We start from the raw sequence: 18,121 nt of genomic DNA, 5'->3' as shown, positions 1-18,121 counted from the left end.
GGAGGCAGACATGGATCCACGCCAATTGCGCGAAGCCGCGCTCTATTACCACCGCGAACCGAAGCCGGGGAAAATTGCCGTTACCCCGATCAAGCAGCTGACCAACCAGTACGATCTGTCGATGGCCTATTCGCCCGGCGTGGCCTTCGCCTGCGAAGAAATCGTGGCTGATCCGGCGGAAGCCAGCACCCTGACCGCGCGCGCCAATCTGGTGGGGGTCATCACCAACGGGACTGCCGTGCTGGGCCTTGGTCCGATTGGTCCGCTCGCCGCCAAGCCGGTCATGGAAGGCAAGGGCGTGCTGTTCAAGAAGTTCGCCAATATCGATGTGTTCGACCTTGAAATCGAAGAGCGCGATCCGGACAAGCTGATCGATACCATCGCCTCGCTGGAGCCGACCTTTGGCGGCATCAACCTCGAAGACATCAAGGCGCCGGAATGCTTCTACATCGAGAAGAAGCTGCGTGAGCGCATGAAGATTCCCGTCTTCCACGACGATCAGCACGGGACCGCCATCGTGGTCGGCGCGGCCATCCTGAATGGCCTGCACCTGATCGGCAAGGACCTGACCAAGGTCAAGATCGTCACCTCCGGTGCCGGCGCCGCCGCCCTGGCGTGTCTCGATCTGCTGGTCATGCTCGGCGCACCGGTCGAAAACATCTGGGTCACCGACATCAAGGGCGTGGTCTATGAAGGCCGCGTCGAAGAGATGGACGAGATCAAGGCGCGTTACGCCAAGAAAACGGATGCCCGCACCCTGGGTGAAGTGATCGACGGGGCCGATGTCTTCCTCGGCCTGTCCGCTGGCGGTGTCCTGAAGCCGGAAATGGTCGCCAAAATGGCGCCTACCCCGGTCATCATGGCCCTCGCCAATCCGACGCCGGAAATCCTGCCGGAGCAGGTCAAGGCCGTGCGCGACGATGCCATCATCTGTACCGGTCGTTCGGATTATCCGAACCAGGTCAATAACGTGCTGTGCTTCCCCTTCATCTTCCGCGGGGCGCTCGACGTCGGTGCCACCACCATTACCGAAGAAATGAAGATGGCGGCCGTGAAGGCCATCGCCGAACTGGCGCGTGCCGAGCAGTCCGAAGTCGTGGCTTCCGCCTACGGCGAGAAGATCAGTGGCTTTGGTCCGGAATACCTGATCCCGAAGCCGTTTGATCATCGCCTGATCGTCAAGATCGCCCCGGCGGTGGCGCAGGCGGGGATGGACTCGGGTGTGGCAACCCGCCCGATCAAGGATTGGGATGCCTATCTGCAAAGCCTGAATGAATTCGTCTATCACTCCGGCCTGATCATGAAGCCGGTGTTCTCGCAGGCCAAGATGGCGCCCAAGCGCATCGTCTTTGCCGAGGGCGAGGACGAGCGTGTGCTGCGTGCCGTACAGGTCGTTCGTGACGAAGGGATTGCCTGGCCGATCCTGATCGGGCGCCATGCCGAGATCAATCGCCGGATCGAAGAAGCCGGCCTGCGTATTCGTGCAGGCGAGGATTTCGAAGTGGTGCATTCCGATAATTCGGCCTTCTTCGATGAGCACTACGAAGAGTTCTGGACGACCTATCACCGCATCATGGAGCGCAAGGGCGTCTCGCCCGAGTTTGCGCGTCGCGAAGTGCGCCGCCGCAATACCTTGTATGGCGCGCTGATGGTCAAGCTGGGCTATGCCGACGGCCTGATCTGCGGTGTCTTCGGTCGCCACGAAACGCACCGTGAATACGTGCAGAGCGTGATCGGCACGCGTGAGGGGCTGGATCGCTACTACGCGATGAACCTGCTGCTCCTGCCGGGGCGTACGGTCTTCATCGGTGACACCTACGTCAATTACGATCCGACCGCCGAGCAGCTGGCCGACATGACCCTGATGGCTGCCGAAGAAATCCGTAACTTCGGGATTGCGCCGAAGGTGGCGCTGCTCTCGCATTCGACCTTCGGAACCGACAACACGCCGACGGCCTCGAAGATGCGCGACGTGCTGGCCATGCTCAATACGCGGGCACCAGAACTCGAGGTCGAAGGTGAAATGCACGGCGACGCCGCGCTCGACGAACAGATCCGCCAGGCCGCCTTCCCGAATTCCCGTCTGAAGGGGCAGGCCAACCTGCTGGTCATGCCGACCCTGGATGCGGCGAACATCTCGTTCAACCTGTTGAAGGTGGCGGCCGGTGACAACCTGACGGTTGGCCCCATCCTGCTCGGGGCGGACAAGCCGGTGAATATCCTGACGCCGACGGCTACCGTGCGCCGTATCGTCAATATGGTGGCCCTGACCGTGGTGGATGCAGCCTGAGCCCTGACGGAAGGCTTTAAGTAATTGTTGTATCTGTTTATTTTTATTGCAAATTCGCTATCTCTTGCTAATCTGTTTTACAATCGCGTGATATTGGCAGGAGATAGTGAATGATGCATCGATTCAAGCTTGCAGTGCTGGGGACGGCATTGCTGGGCATGCTGACCGGGGTTCCCGCCGGCGCGGCAACCAGCAAAAAGCCGGAAGGCCATGGCGCTGCCCGCAAGAGCGAACCGGTCGCCGCCAAAAAAACCGGTAACAAGGCCGCGACACAGTCCGCCGCCAGCAAGTCCGCCCCGAAAGTGGTGGCCAAGAACAGTAAACCTGTCGGCAAGCTGGCTGCAGCCCCCGAGCGCGCGCCGGCCAAATCGCAGGCTAAAAACACGAAGGCTGTCCCGGCATCGAAGCTGGCCGCAGCGGCAGACGTGGATAAAAAGGCCGTGCGCCGTGTCTCGATGCGTGAGATCGATCCCGGCAAACTCGCCCTGTATTCCTCGTCGGCGCTGGTTATCGACCAGAGCACCGGGCATGCCGTCATCGAGAAGCAGCCGGATGCCGTGGTGCCGATTGCGTCCATTTCCAAGCTCATGACCTCCATGGTCGTGCTGGATGCCAAGCTCGACATGCACGAGGTGATCACGATCACCGATGCCGATGTGGACACCATGAAGGGCACGCGTTCGCGCCTGCCGGTCGGGACCACGATGACGCGTGAAACCGCCATGCTGCTGGCGCTGATGTCGTCGGAAAATCGCGCGGCCAACGCCTTGGGGCGTCATTACCCGGGGGGTCTTTCCGCATTTGTTGCTGCGATGAACCGCAAGGCGCACGCCCTCGGCATGTACAACTCGCGTTTTGAAGAGCCGACCGGCCTTTCCAGCAACAATGTGTCCACGGCGCATGATCTGGCCCGGATGGTCACGGCGGCGGCGCGTTACCCCGAAATCCGCCAGTTCTCGACCACGGCCGAGGCCAAGGTGGAACTGAATGGTCGTGTGCGCGACTTCGGCAACACCAATGCCCTGGTACGCAGCGACAGCTGGGAAATCGGCGTCTCGAAGACGGGCTACATTTCCGAAGCCGGGCGTTGTCTGGTGATGCAGGCGCGGGTGGCGGACAAGCCGGTGGTCATTGTCCTGCTCGACTCGCAGGGCAAGATGACCCGGGTGGGCGATGCCAACCGGATCAAGCGCTGGATGGAAAGTGCGGGTCTGGGCAGCGCACGCAAGGCGTGAGCTGACGCCAGACAGCAAAAAGGCCGCGTGAGCGGCCTTTTTTATTGTCCTGGTTTTCGGTGCTGTCCGACGGTCGACCGTCGGGGCGGGACTTATTTGCGCGGGCCGGTATAGCCCAGGGCGTGCGAGACGGCATCCGCCGACTGTTTGACCTGGCGTGCCCATTCCGGGTCATGGCGGTCGGCCGGGGCGGACACCGAGAGGGCGGCAACGATATGGCCTTCGTCGTCACGGATGGGGGCGGCGACGCACTTGAGGCCGACTTCCGCTTCTTCGTCATCGTAGGCGATGTCGTGGCGGCGCACCTTGTCGAGTTCCTTTTCCAGCGCGGCGAGCGTGGTCAGGGAGTGTTCGGTCTTGCCGGGGAGGCCGGTCCGCTTGGCGTAGTCGCGTACTTTGTTCGGGTTTTCCGCGGCCAGGAAAAGCTTGCCCAGCGAGGTCAGGTGCAGCGGCGCACGGCCACCGACCAGATACACGACGCGCACGAGCGAGCGCCCGGAGGAGGTCCGTTCCAGATAGACGATGTCGTCATCGTGGCGGGTCCCCAAATTGATCGCTTCACCGATCTTTTCATGCAGTTCCTGCATGAAGGGCAGGGCCACTTCGCGCAGGTTGATGCGGGATTTGACGAGATTGCCCAGTTCCAGCAGGCGAATGCCGAGGCGGTAAGTGCCGGCTTCTTGACGCTCGACAAAGCGGGCATTGGTCATCGCGGCGAGAATGCGGTGCGCGGTCGACGGATGCAGTTCGGTCGAGGTGGCCAACTGCTTGAGGCTGGCCGGTTCCGGCGATGCGGCCAGGGCGTCGAGCAGCGACATCATGCGCTCGATGACCTGGATGGAGCCGGGGGTTTTGCCGGACTCGCTGTTCGTGTCCTTGGCTGGTAGAGACAACTGGGTTCCTTTATGGGTGTGGTTTGAGTAGCATTAGCCACTTTTCTTCTTGTGCGGCGCAATATTAGCATGCGTGTAGCGCTCTACGTTACCTGCCTCGTCGATCTGATGCGGCCATCGATTGGGTTTGCCACCTTGCGTCTCTTGGAGACGGCCGGGTGCGATGTCGTGGTGCCATCCGGGCAAACGTGCTGCGGTCAACCGGCCTGGAGTGCCGGAAATCGTGCCGTCGCCATCGATCTGGCCAAAAAGGCCATTGCCGAGCTCGAAGGCTTCGAGGCCGTGGTGATTCCCTCCGGTTCGTGTGCCGACCAGATTCGCACGGTCTATCCCCAACTCCTGGCCGACGATCCGGCCTGGGCCGATCGGGCGCGTCAGGTGGCCGAGCGGGCCTGGGAGCTGACGCAGTTTCTCGCGGATGTGCTCAAAGTGGATGCGGTGCCGGGCACGTTCGCCGGCAGCGTGACCTATCACGATTCCTGCAAGGGCTTGCGCAGCCTCGGCATCAAACAACAGCCGCGCCGCCTCCTGCAACAGGTGCGCGGCCTGAGTCTCGCCGAAATGAGCGAGTGCGAGGAGTGCTGCGGCTTTGGCGGGGCTTTCTCCGTGAAGTTTGGTGATGTCTCCACGCGCATTGTTGACCGCAAGTGCGAGTCGATTGCTGCCGCGCAGGCGGATGCGGTGGTGGGGGGCGATCTGGGCTGCCTGCTCAACATCGAAGGGCGTCTGCGTCGACGGGGCGATGAAACAACCCGGGTGCTCCATGTCGCCGAAGTGCTGGCCGGGGGCAGCGGCGAATGAGCGCGGCCGCCAAACATTCGCAGGCCATGTTCTTCCGGGCGCGAGCCGGGGAGAAGGTCACCAACCCCGTCCTGCAGCGCGCGCTGAAAAAAGCCAAGCCGCTGTTTGTCGGTAAGCGGGCCAAGGGGGTGGCAGCCCTGGCTGAGGATGGGCTCGATTTCGAAGCCCTGCGGTCAACCGCTGAAAACATCCGGAATCGCGTCCTGGCCGATCTGGATGTCTGGCTCGAGATCTTCGAGGAGCGTGCCACGGCGCGCGGGGCCGAAGTGCTGTGGGCGCGCGATGGCGAAGAGGCGAGCCGCCTCGTGGTCGAGATCGCGCAGCGCCATGGCGTGACCAAGGCGACCAAGTCGAAGTCGATGCTCTCGGAAGAGGCACACCTGAATGCGGCGCTGGAGGCCGCCGGCGTGCGTCCGGTCGAAACCGATCTGGGTGAATACATCGTCCAGCTGGCCGGCGAGGCGCCGTCGCACATCATCGCGCCGGCCGTGCACAAGACCATCGAGGAGATCGAGGCCTTGTTCGCCAAGGAGCATGGTCGCCCCGCCGTACCGCGTACGTCAGATGACATTCCGGCGATGACGCGCGAGGCGCGCGAGGTGCTGCGCCAGCATTTCCTGACGGCGGAGATGGGCATCACCGGTGCCAATTTCCTGATTGCCGAGACCGGCACGGCCGCGCTGGTCACCAATGAAGGCAATGGCCGCATGGTAACCACCTTGCCGCGTATCCACGTGGTGGTCACGGGGATCGAGAAAATCCTGCCAACGCTGGAAGATTTCGCCACGCTGATGCGCGTGCTGCCGCGTTCGGCCACCGGCCAGAGCATCTCCAACTACGTCTCCCTGCTCACCGGCACGCGGGCACCGGCGGAGACGGAGGGGCCGGAGAAGACCATTTTCATCCTGGTCGATAACGGGCGCGCCAAGCTGCTCGGTTCGGCCTATCAGGACATGCTGCGCTGCATCCGCTGCGGCGCCTGCATGAACCACTGTCCGGTTTATTTTTCCCTCGGCGGTCATGCCTACGGCTGGGTCTATCCGGGGCCGATGGGCTCGGTGCTGACTCCGCTCTACACCGGCATCGAAAACGCGCTCGATCTGCCGCATGCGAGCACCGGCTGCAATCAATGCGGCAGCGTGTGTCCGGTCCGCATTCCCTTGCCCAAGCTGATGCACCGCTTGCGCGAAGACCAACTCGAGCTCGGGCTGCGTCCGCAGCGCGAGCGTTGGGCCTTCCGCCTCTGGGGCTGGCTGGCCCGCCAACCGCGTCTGTATCGCTGGCTGGTGCGTCGTGCTGCCGGCTATTTGCGTTGGCTGGCCGATGACAGCGGGCGCATCCGCATTTTGGGCCTGGCGCCGGGGTGGACCGTCGGGCGCGACCTGCCGGCACCGGCCGGCAAGACTTTTCACGAACTTTACGCAGCCAGAAAGCGACACTGAACCATGTCTTTTACGATTGACGGGCCGATGGCCATTCCGATGTGGGTCAATGGCCACGCCCTCCTGACCTTGGCCGATGACTACTTCATGCTGACTGATCCGGTGACCGGGGAAACCCGTTACCGCGTGCCCTTGTGCGGCGCCAAGGAAGCGGCGGAAGCCGTTGCCGCAGCGCGTGCCGCCCAGCCGGCCTGGGGTGCGATGGGGCTGATGGCCCGCCGGGTCTGCCTGGACAAGCTGGCCGAAGCGCTCGATCGTTACACCGGTCATTTTGCCAAGTTGCTGCGCCAGGAAACCGGCCTCGACGAGGCCGCGGCCAAGGCCGAGGTGGAAGCAGCCGTGGTGGCCCTGCGTGAGCCGGCCGTCGGTGATACGGGTTCGGTCGGGGTGGTGCTGGATGCGAGCGCGCCGGTGCTGGGCTTTGCGCGCGTGGTCGGTGCGGCCGTGCTTGCCGGGGCGACGGTGGTCGTCAAACCCAGCCCGAAGGCGCCCTCCGCGCTGTTTGCGCTGTGCGAACTCACGGCGCGTGCCGATTGGCCGGCCGGGGTCGTCAATCTCCTGCAGGGCGATCGTGCGGCGCTGGAAGGCCTGTGCGCGGCCGGGGTGGATCGCGTGCTCTACCGGGGCGAAGTGGCGCTGGGCGAGCAGGTGGCCGCAGCGGCCGCCGCGGCCGGCGTGGAATGCGTGACGGTGGCCTGATGCGTATTGTCCAGCTCGAAGCCGGCTCGCTGATTGCCACGGTACGGCGGCCGCTGGGCGCGCACGACTGGGTCGAATACGAAAAAACCAGCCCGGCGCAGGTGATCGAGCGTCTGGCCGGGGCGCAGATCGCCATCACCAACAAGGTGCCGATCGATGCGGCGGCGGTCGACGCCCTGCCGGACCTGAAAATGATCGCCGTTTCCGCCACCGGGACCAATAACGTCGATCTGGCCGCCTGCCAGCGGCGCGGGATTGTCGTCGCCAATATCCGGGGCTATGCCGTGCACACCGTGCCGGAGCACGTCTTTGCGATGCTGCTGGCGCTTTCCCGCAACCTGTTTGCCTGGCGTGAGACCTTGCAGGCGGGCGCCTGGCAGCGTGCCGAGCAATTCTGTCTGTTCAACCATCCGATCCGCGATCTGCACGGCGCGACCCTGGGTCTGATCGGCAGCGGTGCACTGGGGGACGGTGTGGCGCGGCTGGGCGAGGCCTTTGGCATGCGCATCCTGCGTGCCGAGCGCAAGGGGGCGACCCGTGTGCGTCCCGGTTATACGCCGTTTGCCCAGGTCCTGGCCGAGGCCGATGCGATCAGCCTGCACTGCCCGCTGACACCGGAGACGCAGCATTTGATCGATGCCGATGCCCTGCGCGCCATGAAACCCTCGGCCTTGCTGATCAATACCGCGCGCGGCGGCATCGTCGATGAAGCCGCGCTGGCGCAGGCCCTGCGGGAAGGCTGGATTGCCGGCGCCGGGTTCGATGTGCTGAGTGCGGAGCCGCCGGCGGACGACCATCCCTTGCTCGCGGCCGATCTGCTCGCCTTGCCGAATTTCATGCTGACGCCGCATGTCGCCTGGTCGAGTCGGCCGGCCATGCAGGCGCTGGCGGATCAATTGATCGACAACATCGATGCTTACATGGCGGGTGCGCCGAGGAACCGTGTCGCATGAGCGCCCGTGACGAGATCCTGCGCCAGGTGCGGGCCGGTGTTGCCCAAGGCGATGCCGCGTCGCGCAAGGCCGCTGTACTGGCTTATCTGGCGGCGCGGACCGCCGGGCCGCAACCCGCGTGCGGGGCGGATCTGCCCCGGCGTTTTATCGACAAGGCGGTCAGTCTGGCCAGCACGGTGCAGCAGGTCTCGGCCTTGGCCGATGTGCCGGCTGCCGTGGCCGGCTACCTGCGCGGCCTCGGTTTGCCCTGCGATGCCGTGATGACGGCCGATCTCGCCGGGCTCGACTGGGCTGCCGCAGGCTTGACGACGGCGGTGCGTCCGGCGGTCGACGCCGATCGGGTCGGGATTTCCGGCTGCTTCTGTGCGATTGCCGAAACCGGGACGCTGCTGCTCCTCTCTTCTCCGGAGACGCCGGCTACGGTGAGCCTGCTGCCGGAAACGCATATCGCCATCGTCCCGGTGTCCCGTATCCTCGACACCATGGAAGCTGCGTTTGCCTGCGTGCGGGCCGAACGGGTTACGCTGCCGCGTGCCCTCAATTTCATCTCCGGTCCTTCACGAACCGGCGATATCGAACAAACCATCGTCCTCGGCGCCCACGGGCCCTGCCGGGTACATCTCATTCTGGTGGAACAGGCATGAACCAAGGCTTTGCCGTGCGTGGCGAATACATTCAACTCGATCAACTGCTCAAGGCCACCGGGCTGGTCGAATCCGGCGGGGCTGCGCATGCCGCGATCGCCGAAGGGCGGGTTCGGGTCGATGGGACGGTCGACACCCGCAAACGCGCCAAATTGCGCCCGGGCCAATATGTGGAGTTTGAAGGGCAGCGCATTGAGTTGAGCGCCGAGTAAGTGGCTGAATAAGCGGCTCAGTCTCGCGCCGCTGGCGTCTTCTGGTCTTGTCTACGCCCGCCTGGCGCCGGGCGAAAAAAAGGCGGACCTGAATCAGGCCCGCCCAACCGGAGTCTGCCCTGGCGGTCAGGGCAGGAGGAAAGAGGCTTTCTCGCGCAGGTGGATATCCGGGTTTTCCATCGCGACGATTTCAAAGTGAATTTGATTCGAGCCTGACTTGCCGGCTTCCGGCGGCACGCGCACCACGGTGTTGAACGACGTGAGCGCGGCGGCCGGCGCATCGACTTCCGCCTCGCCGGCGATTTCGGCCCCCGGCAGGCCGTCGACCGTAATCCGGTAGCGGTGCGCACGTTCTTCGGTGTTCATGATCTGCAGCATGTAGACGTTTTCGATGCGTCCGTCTTCTGCCTCGCGGGCGAGTACGGAACGGTCGCGGATGACATCCACCTTGAGCGGAATGCGGTGCGCCAGGAACCAGGCGCACAGGCCGAGGATGAGTGCCAGGATGGCCGTGTAGAGCAGAATGCGCGGGCGCACGATGTGGCTGAGGATCTCCTTCTTGCCAAGATGCTGCGCCATCGCGTTTTCCGTCGAATAGCGGATCAGGCCGCGCGGCAGATTGACCTTGTCCATCACCTGATCGCAGATGTCGATACAGGCGGCACAGCCGATACATTCGTACTGCAGGCCGTTGCGGATGTCGATGCCGGTCGGGCAGACGTGCACGCATTGGCCGCAGTCCACGCAATCGCCCAACTTGTTCGGATCGGCGTCTTTCTTGCGGATGCCGCGCGGTTCGCCGCGCTCCGGGTCGTAGGTGATGATCAGGGTGTCCGGGTCGAACATCACGCTCTGGAAGCGGGCATAGGGACACATGTATTTGCAGACCTGCTCACGCATGAAGCCGGCCATCAGGATCGTGAAGCCGCCGTAAAAGAAGATCCAGAAGGTCTCCCAGGGGCCGAGACTGTTGGTCATCACGTTGTGGATGAGTTCATCGACCGGAGTGAAGTAGCCGACCAGCGTGAAGCCTGTCCATAGACCGATCACGCCCCAGAGCAGGTATTTGGTGGCGCGCAGACGGAACTTGCGGGCATCCATCGGGGCTTTGTCGAGTTTCAGGCGGGCGTTACGATCCCCTTCCACCCAGTTTTCCACCCACATGAAGATCTGGGTGTACACCGTCTGCGGGCAGGCGTAGCCGCAGAAGAGCCGCCCCGCAACGGCGGTCACCAGAAAGAGCGCATAGGCCGAAACGATGAGCAGGGCGGCAAGATAAATGACGTCCTGCGGCCAGAAGACCAGCCCGAAAATGTAGAACTTGCGTTCGACAAGATGGAAGAGCAGCGCCTGGCGGTCATTCCATTCCAGCCAGAGACCGCCGTAGAACAGCACCTGGGTAAACAGCACCAGCGCGACGCGCCAGTTGTCGAACAAGCCACGCGCACGTTTGGCGTGGATCTTTTTGCGTTTCTCGTAGAACGACACCTGCTTGGGCGACGGGTCGGGGCTGGTTTGAGCGCTCATGGGCTTCCTTGGGTTGAAACGGATTTGATCTGTTAATCAAGATGCGTGCCTGATCCCGGTTACAAGCGAGGGCGATATAAATCAGGGGCTTGGCGCAGTGCGTGCGGACTAATTCAAAAGGATGTGTCAAAATTGGCTGACAAATTTGTCCGGTGACTTCCCGATGTCTGCGCCACCCTTATCCGAACTGCTGTCTTTTCTCGATGGCCTGCCCGAGCCCCGTATCGTCATGGGGGCGGATTACCGCATCATTGCGGCCAATGCCGCCTATGTCCGCGAGTTCGGCGACGATGTACCGGTGATCGGGCGGCATTGCTATGCCGTCTCGCATCACTTCGATACGCCTTGCGATCAGGCTGGCGAATCCTGTCCGCTGAAACTGAGTCTCGACAGCGGGGTGCCACAGCGTGTCCTGCATCTGCACCATACTCCGCGTGGCGAGGAGCATGTGGCTGTCGAGACCACGCCGATCCGCGATGAACGTGGGCAGATTGCCTATTTTGTCGAAACCATGCGTGTCGTGCGCCAGGCCAGCGGGCGTGCGGCAGCGCAAGGGCTGGTCGGGCGCGCCCCGGCCTTCCTGGCCATGCTCGACCGGGTGTTGCGGGTGGCCCCCTCGAATGCGGCCGTCCTGCTGCTGGGGGAAACCGGGACGGGGAAGGAACTGGTCGCGCATGCCATTCACGAAGCGAGTGCACGCGAGGATGGCCCGTTTGTCGCGGTCGACTGTGCCGGATTGACCGAAACGCTGTTTGAGAGCGAACTTTTCGGCTACGAAAAAGGGGCGTTTACCGGCGCGACCCACAGGAAGCAAGGCTTGGTCGAGGCGGCGGCCGGCGGCACCCTCTTCTTGGACGAAATTGGCGAACTCCCGCTTTCACTGCAGGTCAAGCTGCTGCGTCTGCTGGAAACCGGCACCTATCGTCGCGTCGGCGGCCTGGATTGGCTGCCGGCCGATTTTCGTCTGGTGGCAGCAACCCACCGCGATTTGCGGGGCATGGTGCAAGCCGAGACCTTCCGACGGGATCTGTATTACCGCATCAACACCTTTCCGATTCACACGCCAGCCCTGCATGAGCGACGCGAGGATATTCCCTTGCTGGCTGCCTCATTGCTGGGGCGGGTCGATCGTAAAGCCAGTCGCAGCCTGTCGCCCGAAGCCTGCGATTGGCTTAGTGATCGGCGTTATGAAGGAAACATACGCGAATTGAGAAATCTGATCGAACGTGCCAGTTTGCTCAGTGATCGCGATGTGTTGGGGGCGGATGAACTCCGTGCAGCGGTTTGGGACGAGGGGGGGGCATCCGGCGATCGGGCTTTTGTCGTGAACGATCCGGTGTCCCTTGAAGAACTGGAAGGTCGATATGTGACCTGGGTGCATCAGCAGGTTGCCGGACAACCTGCTGAAGTGGCCCGCATTCTCGGGGTCAGTGAACGGACGGCGTATCGGAAACTGCAACAAGTTCGGTGATAATTTGTTTGCCTAATCTATGTAATATGTCAGTTGTTGCGTTTAAATGTTAAAAAATTGATTTAAATGACATTTTTAAATCGGTATTTTTCACAATTTCTTACATCCTGAAACAGTTTGCTTTTTATAATGCGCTCGGACTCTCGGCGCTTTGGGTGCCTCATTTTGCCCACGTATCGTCGATATCAACCAATACCCCTGAGGGGGGGGCAAACAGGATAAGTGAACATGAACCCTAACAAGATTCTGATGCTGCTGCTGACCGGGGTGTTTCCCGCGCTGGCCTCTGCCAATGCAGGTAGCGCACCCGCGAGCCTGAAGGAAGTGGCACAACAGGCTGTACTGAACAGCCCGGAAGTGACTTCCAAATGGCACAACTTCAAGGCAGCGGAAGAAGAGGTTGGCGTTGCACGTGGCGGATATCTCCCGCGTGTCGACCTGACGGCGGGGGCTGGCCGTGAAAGCCTGAAGCAACCTCCCACCAATGTGAAGAATGATTACACGCGTCGTGGCTACACCCTGGGCTTGAGCCAGATGGTGTTTGATGGTTTCGCCACCTACAACGAGGTCCGTCGCCTCGATAAGGCGCGCCTGGTTCGTTATTACGAACTGCTGGAGGCCTCCGAGAATGTGGCGCTTGAATCCGCCAAGGCCTACCTCGATGTGTTGCGCTACCGCTTCCTGGTCAATCTGGCTGAAGATAACTATGTTCAGCACAAAATGACCTACGAGCAGTTGCTGCGCCGTACCCAGTCCGGCGTGGCCCGTCGTGTCGATCTGGAACAGGCAGGCAGCCGTCTTGCCCTGGCAGAAATCAACCTGACCACCGAAACGGCCAACCTGCACGACGTCAGCGCACGCTTTCAACGTCTCGTAAATAGCGCCCCGGCGGGGACGATGGATGCGCCGAGCCAACTCTCCAATGCCATGCCGGCCAGCCAAAAGGCGGCCCTGGAACTGCTCTACAAGCGGAATCCGACCCTGCTGGCATCGGTGGAGAACATTGAATCTGCGACCCACGATCTGGCAGCACGCAAGGCCGCCTACATGCCGCGCGTGGACCTGAAGGCCCGTACTGACTCCAACACCAATTACCTGGGTACGATCGGTGATCGTGATTACCAGGTGGCCGAAGTTGTGGTCAGCTGGAACCTCTTTAATGGCGGTGCCGATATGGCCCGCGAAAAGCAGTACGCCGAGCGCAAGAACCTCTCCATGGATCTGCGCGAGAAGGCCTGCCGCGATACGCGTCAGACCTTGGCCATCGCCTTCAATGATGTGCAGCGCCTGAAAGAGCAGTCGGCTTATCTGGCCACTCAGGTCAGTCTGTTGGAAAAAACTCGCGATGCCTATCGTGACCAGTTCAACATTGGCCAGCGCACGCTGCTCGATTTGCTCGATACCGAAAACGAACTGCTCTCGGCACGTCGTAATGCGGTGAATGCCGATACGGATCTGAGCCTTGCCTACCTGCGTACCTACGCCGGTATGGGGACTCTGCTGGAATTCCTGGGCCTGAAGAAGCTGGAATCCAAGGACCCGGAAGCCCGTGAGTTGGCCAGCGTCGATGCCAGTCAGCTTTGCCCGAATGAACATGTCGGCATTGCGACGCCGGATCGTGAGGCGCTGAACGCGCGTGCCATGGCGCAGCTGACTGCCAAGCAGGCGCCTGTCATGCCGGCACCTGCTGCGGTCGCCGAAGGGCCGGATGCCGAACTGTCGGCACGTGTCCGTGCCTGGGCTGCTGCATGGTCTGCAAAGAATTACTCCGACTATATCGGTTTCTATGCACCGACCTTCACGCCGGATGGCGGCTTGAATCGTGAGGATTGGGCACAACTCCGCCGTAGCCGGATTTCCAGCCGCGATGCGATCAGTGTCGATTTGCAGGATGTGCGCGTGAAGATGGATGGCAACGATCGCGCCTTCGTCGAATTCCGTCAGATCTATTCGTCGAACCAGTATCGTGATTCGACCCAGAAGACCCTGGAAATGATCAAAACCGGCGGCAAGTGGCTGATCAACCGCGAAAGCTCGGTGCCGTGCTCTGGCAGCACGAGTGGCGGTTGCAAGCGTTAAGCCCTGCTGAACACCTGCACCAGAAGCCGTCCGGTACGCCGGGCGGCTTTTTTATTGCCGGTTGCCGGTGCTGGCCTGTTTTTGGTTGCACACCCTGTGTGACACACATCGGGCGGTCTGGGGGGAGGAAGGCTTGGGCGGTGGCGTACGCGATGTGGCCTCGTTGCGCCATGCGGCTCAGGGGCGTGGCAGGAGCAGTTCCGGGTCAACGGGTGTGTTGTTGAGCAGGGTGACCCAGTGCAGGTGGGGCCCGGTGACGCGACCGGTAGCGCCGACAGCGCCGATGAGCTGGCCTTTGCGCACACGTTGGCCCGTCTGTACCTCGATGCGTGAGAGGTGCATGTAAGCGCTGATCATGCCTTGGCCGTGATCGATGAAGATGGTTTGGCCGTTGAAAAAATAGTCGCCGGTATTGGCGACGATGCCATCCGCTGGCGCGAGGACCGGGGTGCCGGTTGGCGCAGCAACATCCAGGCCGTTGTGCGGATTGCGCGGCAGCCCGTTGAAAAAACGGCGCAGACCGAAGCGGGATGAGAGCGGGCCGGGGGCGGGCTGGGCGAGCGCTGTGGGCGGTTCACCGGGTGAAAACTGGCGCTTGATGGCGGCCGTGATCTGCTGCTCGCGCTCGATGCGGGCGAGGTCGGCAGGGTCCGGTTCGACTTTGCGCTTGTCTTTGACGGTCAGGCGTTGCTCCGGATAGTTTTTGGGGCGGATCAGGATTTCACGCTGCTGGCTGACGGTCGACCCGCTGTCCGTGCGAATTTCCAAGCGGATTTCCAGCGTTCCCGGCAAACTTTCCAGGGGAATGCCGAACAGGACGTGGCAGCGTCCGCGTGCTTGCGCCACGGCGAGCGGCTGTTGATCCCAGAATGCCTTCGGGCAGGCTGCCTGGGCGGCGTTAGCGGTGGCCGGTCCTGCATCAATCACGGCAATGCCGCCGGGAACGGGCGTGTCTGGCGGCAGAGCAAATGCAGCCGGGCTGCTCAGGAGCAGCCCCAAACAGAGCGCCCGGTGCATCAGAGCGTGTCGGCCTGGAAGGTGTTGCAGCGGTTGAAATCACCCGTTTCGAAGCCGCGCTTGAACCAGCGCACGCGTTGGGCCGACGTGCCGTGGGTGAAGCTTTCCGGCACCACGCGTCCTTGTGCCTGTTGTTGCAGGCGATCATCGCCGATGGCGGTGGCGGCGGCGAGTGCGGTTTCCAGATCGCCGCTGTCGAGAATCCGCTTCATGTCGTCCGCGCGCTTGCCCCAGACGCCGGCGAGGCAGTCGGCCTGCAGTTCCATGCGCACGGAGAGTGCATTGGCTTCGGCTTTGGGCAGGCGGCGTTGGGCTTCATGGACCTTGCCCGCAACGCCAAGCAGGTTCTGTACGTGGTGGCCGACTTCGTGGGCGATGACGTAAGCCTGGGCAAATTCGCCCGGCGCCTGGAAGCGGGTCTTCAGTTCGCGGAAGAAGGCAAGGTCGATATATACCTTCTGGTCGCCCGGGCAGTAGAACGGGCCCATGGCCGTTTGGCCGGTACCGCAGGCGGTCGGGGTTGCGCCGGTGAACAGCACCAGTTTGGGTGCTTCATAGCGCTTGCCGTTGGCCTGGAAGCCGGCTTGCCAGACATCTTCCGTCGACGCGAGGACGCGCGAGACGAAGCGCGCGGTGTCATCGTTGGCGGGGGGCTTATGCGCGGGCGCTTCGTGACGGGCGATCGGCGTCTGTTCCATGATGCCCAGCAGCGTCATCGGGTTGATCCCGGTGAAGTAGCTGATGACCAGCGCCAATACAACCCCGCCGATCCCGACCCCCCCCAGTCCGCCACCGCCGCCGCCACGACGGTCTTCGACATTGTCACTTTCGCGGTAATCGTCCATGCGCATGGCGGGGCCTCCGGGCGTGATTTAGCGGAACTGGTTGATGGCGTTCAGGGTGTCTTGTGCGGCCTGGCGTGCGGCGGCGGCAAAATGCTCGTCCTTGCCGGCGTAGAGGATGGCGCGCGACGAGTTGATCATCAGCCCCGTGCCGTTGCCGGTACGGCCGGCCTTGACGGTGGCTTCGATGTCGCCGCCCTGCGCGCCGATGCCCGGCACGAGCAGCGGCATGTCGCCAATCAGGGCGCGTACGCGGGCGATTTCGGCCGGGAAGGTGGCGCCGACAACGAGACCGATCTGGCCGGTGGTATTCCATTCCTGGGCCGCCAGACGGGCCACGCGCTCATAGAGCTTTTCGCCGCCCACATCGAGGAACTGGAGGTCGGAGCCGCCGGCATTCGAGGTCCGGCAGAGCAGGATGACGCCCTTGTCCGGATAGGCCAGGTAAGGCTCGACGGAATCGCGGCCCATGTAGGGGTTGACCGTGACCGCATCGGCCTTGAAGCGTTCGAAGGCCTCGACGGCGTATTGTTCGGCAGTCGAGCCGATATCGCCGCGCTTGGCGTCGAGAATGACCGGGATGCCCGGGTGGCGGGTGTGGATGTGCTCGATCAGGGCTTCCAGCTGATCTTCCGCGCGGCGGGCGGCAAAGTAGGCGATCTGCGGCTTGAAGGAACAGGCAAGATCGGCCGTGGCATCGACGATGCCTTTGCAGAATTCGAAAATGGCATCATCGCGACCTTTGAGATGGGCCGGAAACTTGGCCGGGTCCGGGTCCAGACCAACGCAGAGCAGGGAGTTGTTGGTCTGCCAAGCAGCGGCGAGTTGTTGGGTAAAGGTCATGATGCGTCCTTCGGAAGATAACGGGAAAACTTGTCAGGCAGCACGCAGGTTTGCAGGCTGCGCTGGGTAAAGAGATAGCGGCCGTCGCAGACGAAGCCGAGTTCCTGCCAATCGACTTCGCGATTGAGCATCAGCGTGCACTCGATCAGATCGCGGCGCGGGATGTCCTGGCGTTTGGGGAACAGGGCCAGGATGGAGCCGTCGTAGGCATCGCAGTCATGCAGGAAGAACGGCTCCGGACGGCGGGTCCGCCCGTTCACATAGATGCGCGGGGCGGGCATGATCGGAAACTGACGACCCCATTGCCACCAGTTGCTCTCGTCGAACTTGCGTACACGGCGGGCGAGCAGGGCGTCCTTGTACTGTTCGAGGTGCGGGTGCGGCATGCCGTAGAGCATGCGCCGGGTGTGGCCGGTGGCCGCCGTCTTCGAGCAGACGAATTCCATGTTGCCCTTGGGGTGGGCGTAAATGTGGTCGGCCCCGGAGACTGCGCCGACCTTGACGTCGAAGAGGTCCGAGAGGCGCACGCGATAGTCGTCGCGCAGGAACATCAGCTGACCGGCGATTTCCGTGAAGGTGCGGCCATCGGCCATGCGGCGGTCGAGGCGGCCTTTTTCAAAACGGAAAATGCAACAGTTGGGCGTCGCCCCTGCAAAAACCCGCACATCGCCGGTTTCGTAAAAGTGCGTGATGCTGCCCTGGCTGTAGAGCCAGGCATTCAGCTTTTTCGCGGCCGTCAGCTTGATGAATTCACGCGGGACGATGAAGACCAGTTCGCCGCCCGGTTTCAGGTGCTGCACGCACTTTTCGATGAAAAACAGGAAGAGGTTGCTGCGTCCGTCGAAGCGCGGTGATTTGAGCTTCTGGCGGGTGTCGGCCGCCACGTCCTGCAGGCGAACGTAGGGCGGATTGCCGATGATGGTGTCGAACTGTTCGTCCGCCGGTAAATCGAAGAAATCCATGACGCGCACGCCCGCGGGCGCAACGCCAGCATCGATCTCGATGGCGGTGCAGTCGCGTCCCTGAGCGCGCAGCGGGGCGTAAAACGCCCCGTCGCCGGCAGAGGGTTCCAGGACCCGGCCGGTGTTGCGGCACAGGTCGAGCATGAACGCCACCACATTGGGTGGCGTGAAGACCTGACCAAGCTGGGCGACGTTGCGCGTCGGCATGCCG

At 62.6% G+C, this 18,121-nt stretch carries 16 protein-coding genes; 10 read left to right on the top strand and 6 right to left on the bottom strand.

The genetic code is table 11. From position 1 onward, the window contains the following. The first annotated feature begins 10 nt into the window (after positions 1 to 10). Together AACO21_RS06490 and pbpG are read left to right on the top strand one after the other, a co-directional pair. Positions 11 to 2,290 (top strand): NADP-dependent malic enzyme, encoded by a 2,280-nt coding sequence (locus tag AACO21_RS06490; RefSeq protein ID WP_346191689.1) that lies wholly within the window; start codon positions 11 to 13, stop codon positions 2,288 to 2,290. A gap of 110 nt (positions 2,291 to 2,400) precedes the next feature. Beyond that, complete coding sequence (pbpG, locus tag AACO21_RS06485) at positions 2,401 to 3,525, top strand: D-alanyl-D-alanine endopeptidase (protein WP_346191688.1); 1,125 nt, start codon at positions 2,401 to 2,403, stop codon at positions 3,523 to 3,525. A gap of 92 nt (positions 3,526 to 3,617) precedes the next feature. Here pbpG and AACO21_RS06480 read toward each other — a convergent pair whose 3' ends face one another. Then, entirely contained in the window at positions 3,618 to 4,346 is a 729-nt protein-coding gene (locus AACO21_RS06480; protein ID WP_346191863.1) for an IclR family transcriptional regulator, read from the bottom strand. A gap of 141 nt (positions 4,347 to 4,487) precedes the next feature. Between AACO21_RS06480 and AACO21_RS06475 the strand changes: the two genes are divergently transcribed. The 6 genes from AACO21_RS06475 to AACO21_RS06450 are packed head-to-tail and all read left to right on the top strand — an operon-like array spanning position 4,488 to position 9,169. After that, positions 4,488 to 5,219, top strand: coding sequence for a (Fe-S)-binding protein (locus AACO21_RS06475; RefSeq protein WP_346191687.1), 732 nt, complete (start codon positions 4,488 to 4,490; stop codon positions 5,217 to 5,219). Continuing rightward, complete coding sequence (locus AACO21_RS06470) at positions 5,216 to 6,661, top strand: lactate utilization protein B (RefSeq protein ID WP_346191686.1); 1,446 nt, start codon at positions 5,216 to 5,218, stop codon at positions 6,659 to 6,661. The genes AACO21_RS06475 and AACO21_RS06470 overlap by 4 nt, the downstream gene beginning before the upstream one ends. A gap of 3 nt (positions 6,662 to 6,664) precedes the next feature. Continuing rightward, positions 6,665 to 7,360: an aldehyde dehydrogenase family protein gene (locus AACO21_RS06465; protein ID WP_346191685.1), complete on the top strand. Its 696-nt coding sequence runs from the start codon at positions 6,665 to 6,667 to the stop codon at positions 7,358 to 7,360. Then, positions 7,357 to 8,313: a D-2-hydroxyacid dehydrogenase gene (locus AACO21_RS06460; RefSeq protein WP_346191862.1), complete on the top strand. Its 957-nt coding sequence runs from the start codon at positions 7,357 to 7,359 to the stop codon at positions 8,311 to 8,313. Before AACO21_RS06465 ends, AACO21_RS06460 begins: the two co-directional genes overlap by 4 nt. Further along, positions 8,310 to 8,957, top strand: a complete 648-nt coding sequence (locus AACO21_RS06455; RefSeq protein ID WP_346191684.1) for a lactate utilization protein C — start codon at positions 8,310 to 8,312, stop codon at positions 8,955 to 8,957. Before AACO21_RS06460 ends, AACO21_RS06455 begins: the two co-directional genes overlap by 4 nt. After that, on the top strand, positions 8,954 to 9,169 hold the full coding sequence (locus tag AACO21_RS06450) for an RNA-binding S4 domain-containing protein (protein ID WP_346191683.1): 216 nt from the start codon (positions 8,954 to 8,956) through the stop codon (positions 9,167 to 9,169). Before AACO21_RS06455 ends, AACO21_RS06450 begins: the two co-directional genes overlap by 4 nt. A 126-nt stretch (positions 9,170 to 9,295) precedes the next feature. On the opposite strand, the gene ccoG is transcribed toward AACO21_RS06450, so the two are convergent. Continuing rightward, a complete protein-coding gene (gene ccoG / locus AACO21_RS06445) occupies positions 9,296 to 10,696 on the bottom strand; it encodes a cytochrome c oxidase accessory protein CcoG (RefSeq protein ID WP_346191682.1) in 1,401 nt (466 codons plus the stop codon). A 163-nt stretch (positions 10,697 to 10,859) separates the two neighbouring features. On the opposite strand from ccoG, the gene AACO21_RS06440 reads away from it, so the two are divergent. Together AACO21_RS06440 and AACO21_RS06435 are read left to right on the top strand one after the other, a co-directional pair. After that, a complete protein-coding gene (locus AACO21_RS06440) occupies positions 10,860 to 12,167 on the top strand; it encodes a sigma 54-interacting transcriptional regulator (protein ID WP_346191681.1) in 1,308 nt (435 codons plus the stop codon). Positions 12,168 to 12,395: 228 nt separating this feature from the next. After that, positions 12,396 to 14,246 carry a TolC family outer membrane protein gene (locus AACO21_RS06435; RefSeq protein WP_346191680.1) on the top strand — a complete coding sequence of 617 codons (1,851 nt, stop codon included), beginning with the start codon at positions 12,396 to 12,398 and terminating at the stop codon, positions 14,244 to 14,246. Positions 14,247 to 14,423: 177 nt separating this feature from the next. On the opposite strand, the gene AACO21_RS06430 is transcribed toward AACO21_RS06435, so the two are convergent. From AACO21_RS06430 to AACO21_RS06415, 4 genes are read right to left on the bottom strand one after another with little or no spacing between them, the layout of a single operon-like run. Beyond that, complete coding sequence (locus AACO21_RS06430) at positions 14,424 to 15,263, bottom strand: peptidoglycan DD-metalloendopeptidase family protein (protein WP_346191679.1); 840 nt, start codon at positions 15,261 to 15,263, stop codon at positions 14,424 to 14,426. Further along, a complete protein-coding gene (locus tag AACO21_RS06425; protein ID WP_346191678.1) occupies positions 15,263 to 16,114 on the bottom strand; it encodes a neutral zinc metallopeptidase in 852 nt (283 codons plus the stop codon). Before AACO21_RS06425 ends, AACO21_RS06430 begins: the two co-directional genes overlap by 1 nt. Before the next feature lie 21 nt (positions 16,115 to 16,135). Further along, entirely contained in the window at positions 16,136 to 16,948 is an 813-nt protein-coding gene (gene pyrF / locus AACO21_RS06420) for an orotidine-5'-phosphate decarboxylase (RefSeq protein WP_346191677.1), read from the bottom strand. Then, positions 16,945 to 18,117, bottom strand: coding sequence for a class I SAM-dependent methyltransferase (locus AACO21_RS06415; RefSeq protein ID WP_346191676.1), 1,173 nt, complete (start codon positions 18,115 to 18,117; stop codon positions 16,945 to 16,947). The genes pyrF and AACO21_RS06415 overlap by 4 nt, the downstream gene beginning before the upstream one ends. Between the last annotated feature and the right edge of the window lie 4 nt (positions 18,118 to 18,121).

Source organism: Dechloromonas sp. ZS-1 (assembly GCF_039649255.1).
Classification (GTDB): Bacteria; Pseudomonadota; Gammaproteobacteria; order Burkholderiales; family Rhodocyclaceae; genus Azonexus.
Note: the sequence above shows the minus strand (reverse complement) of the source record. Positions and strands in the feature narration are given on the sequence as shown.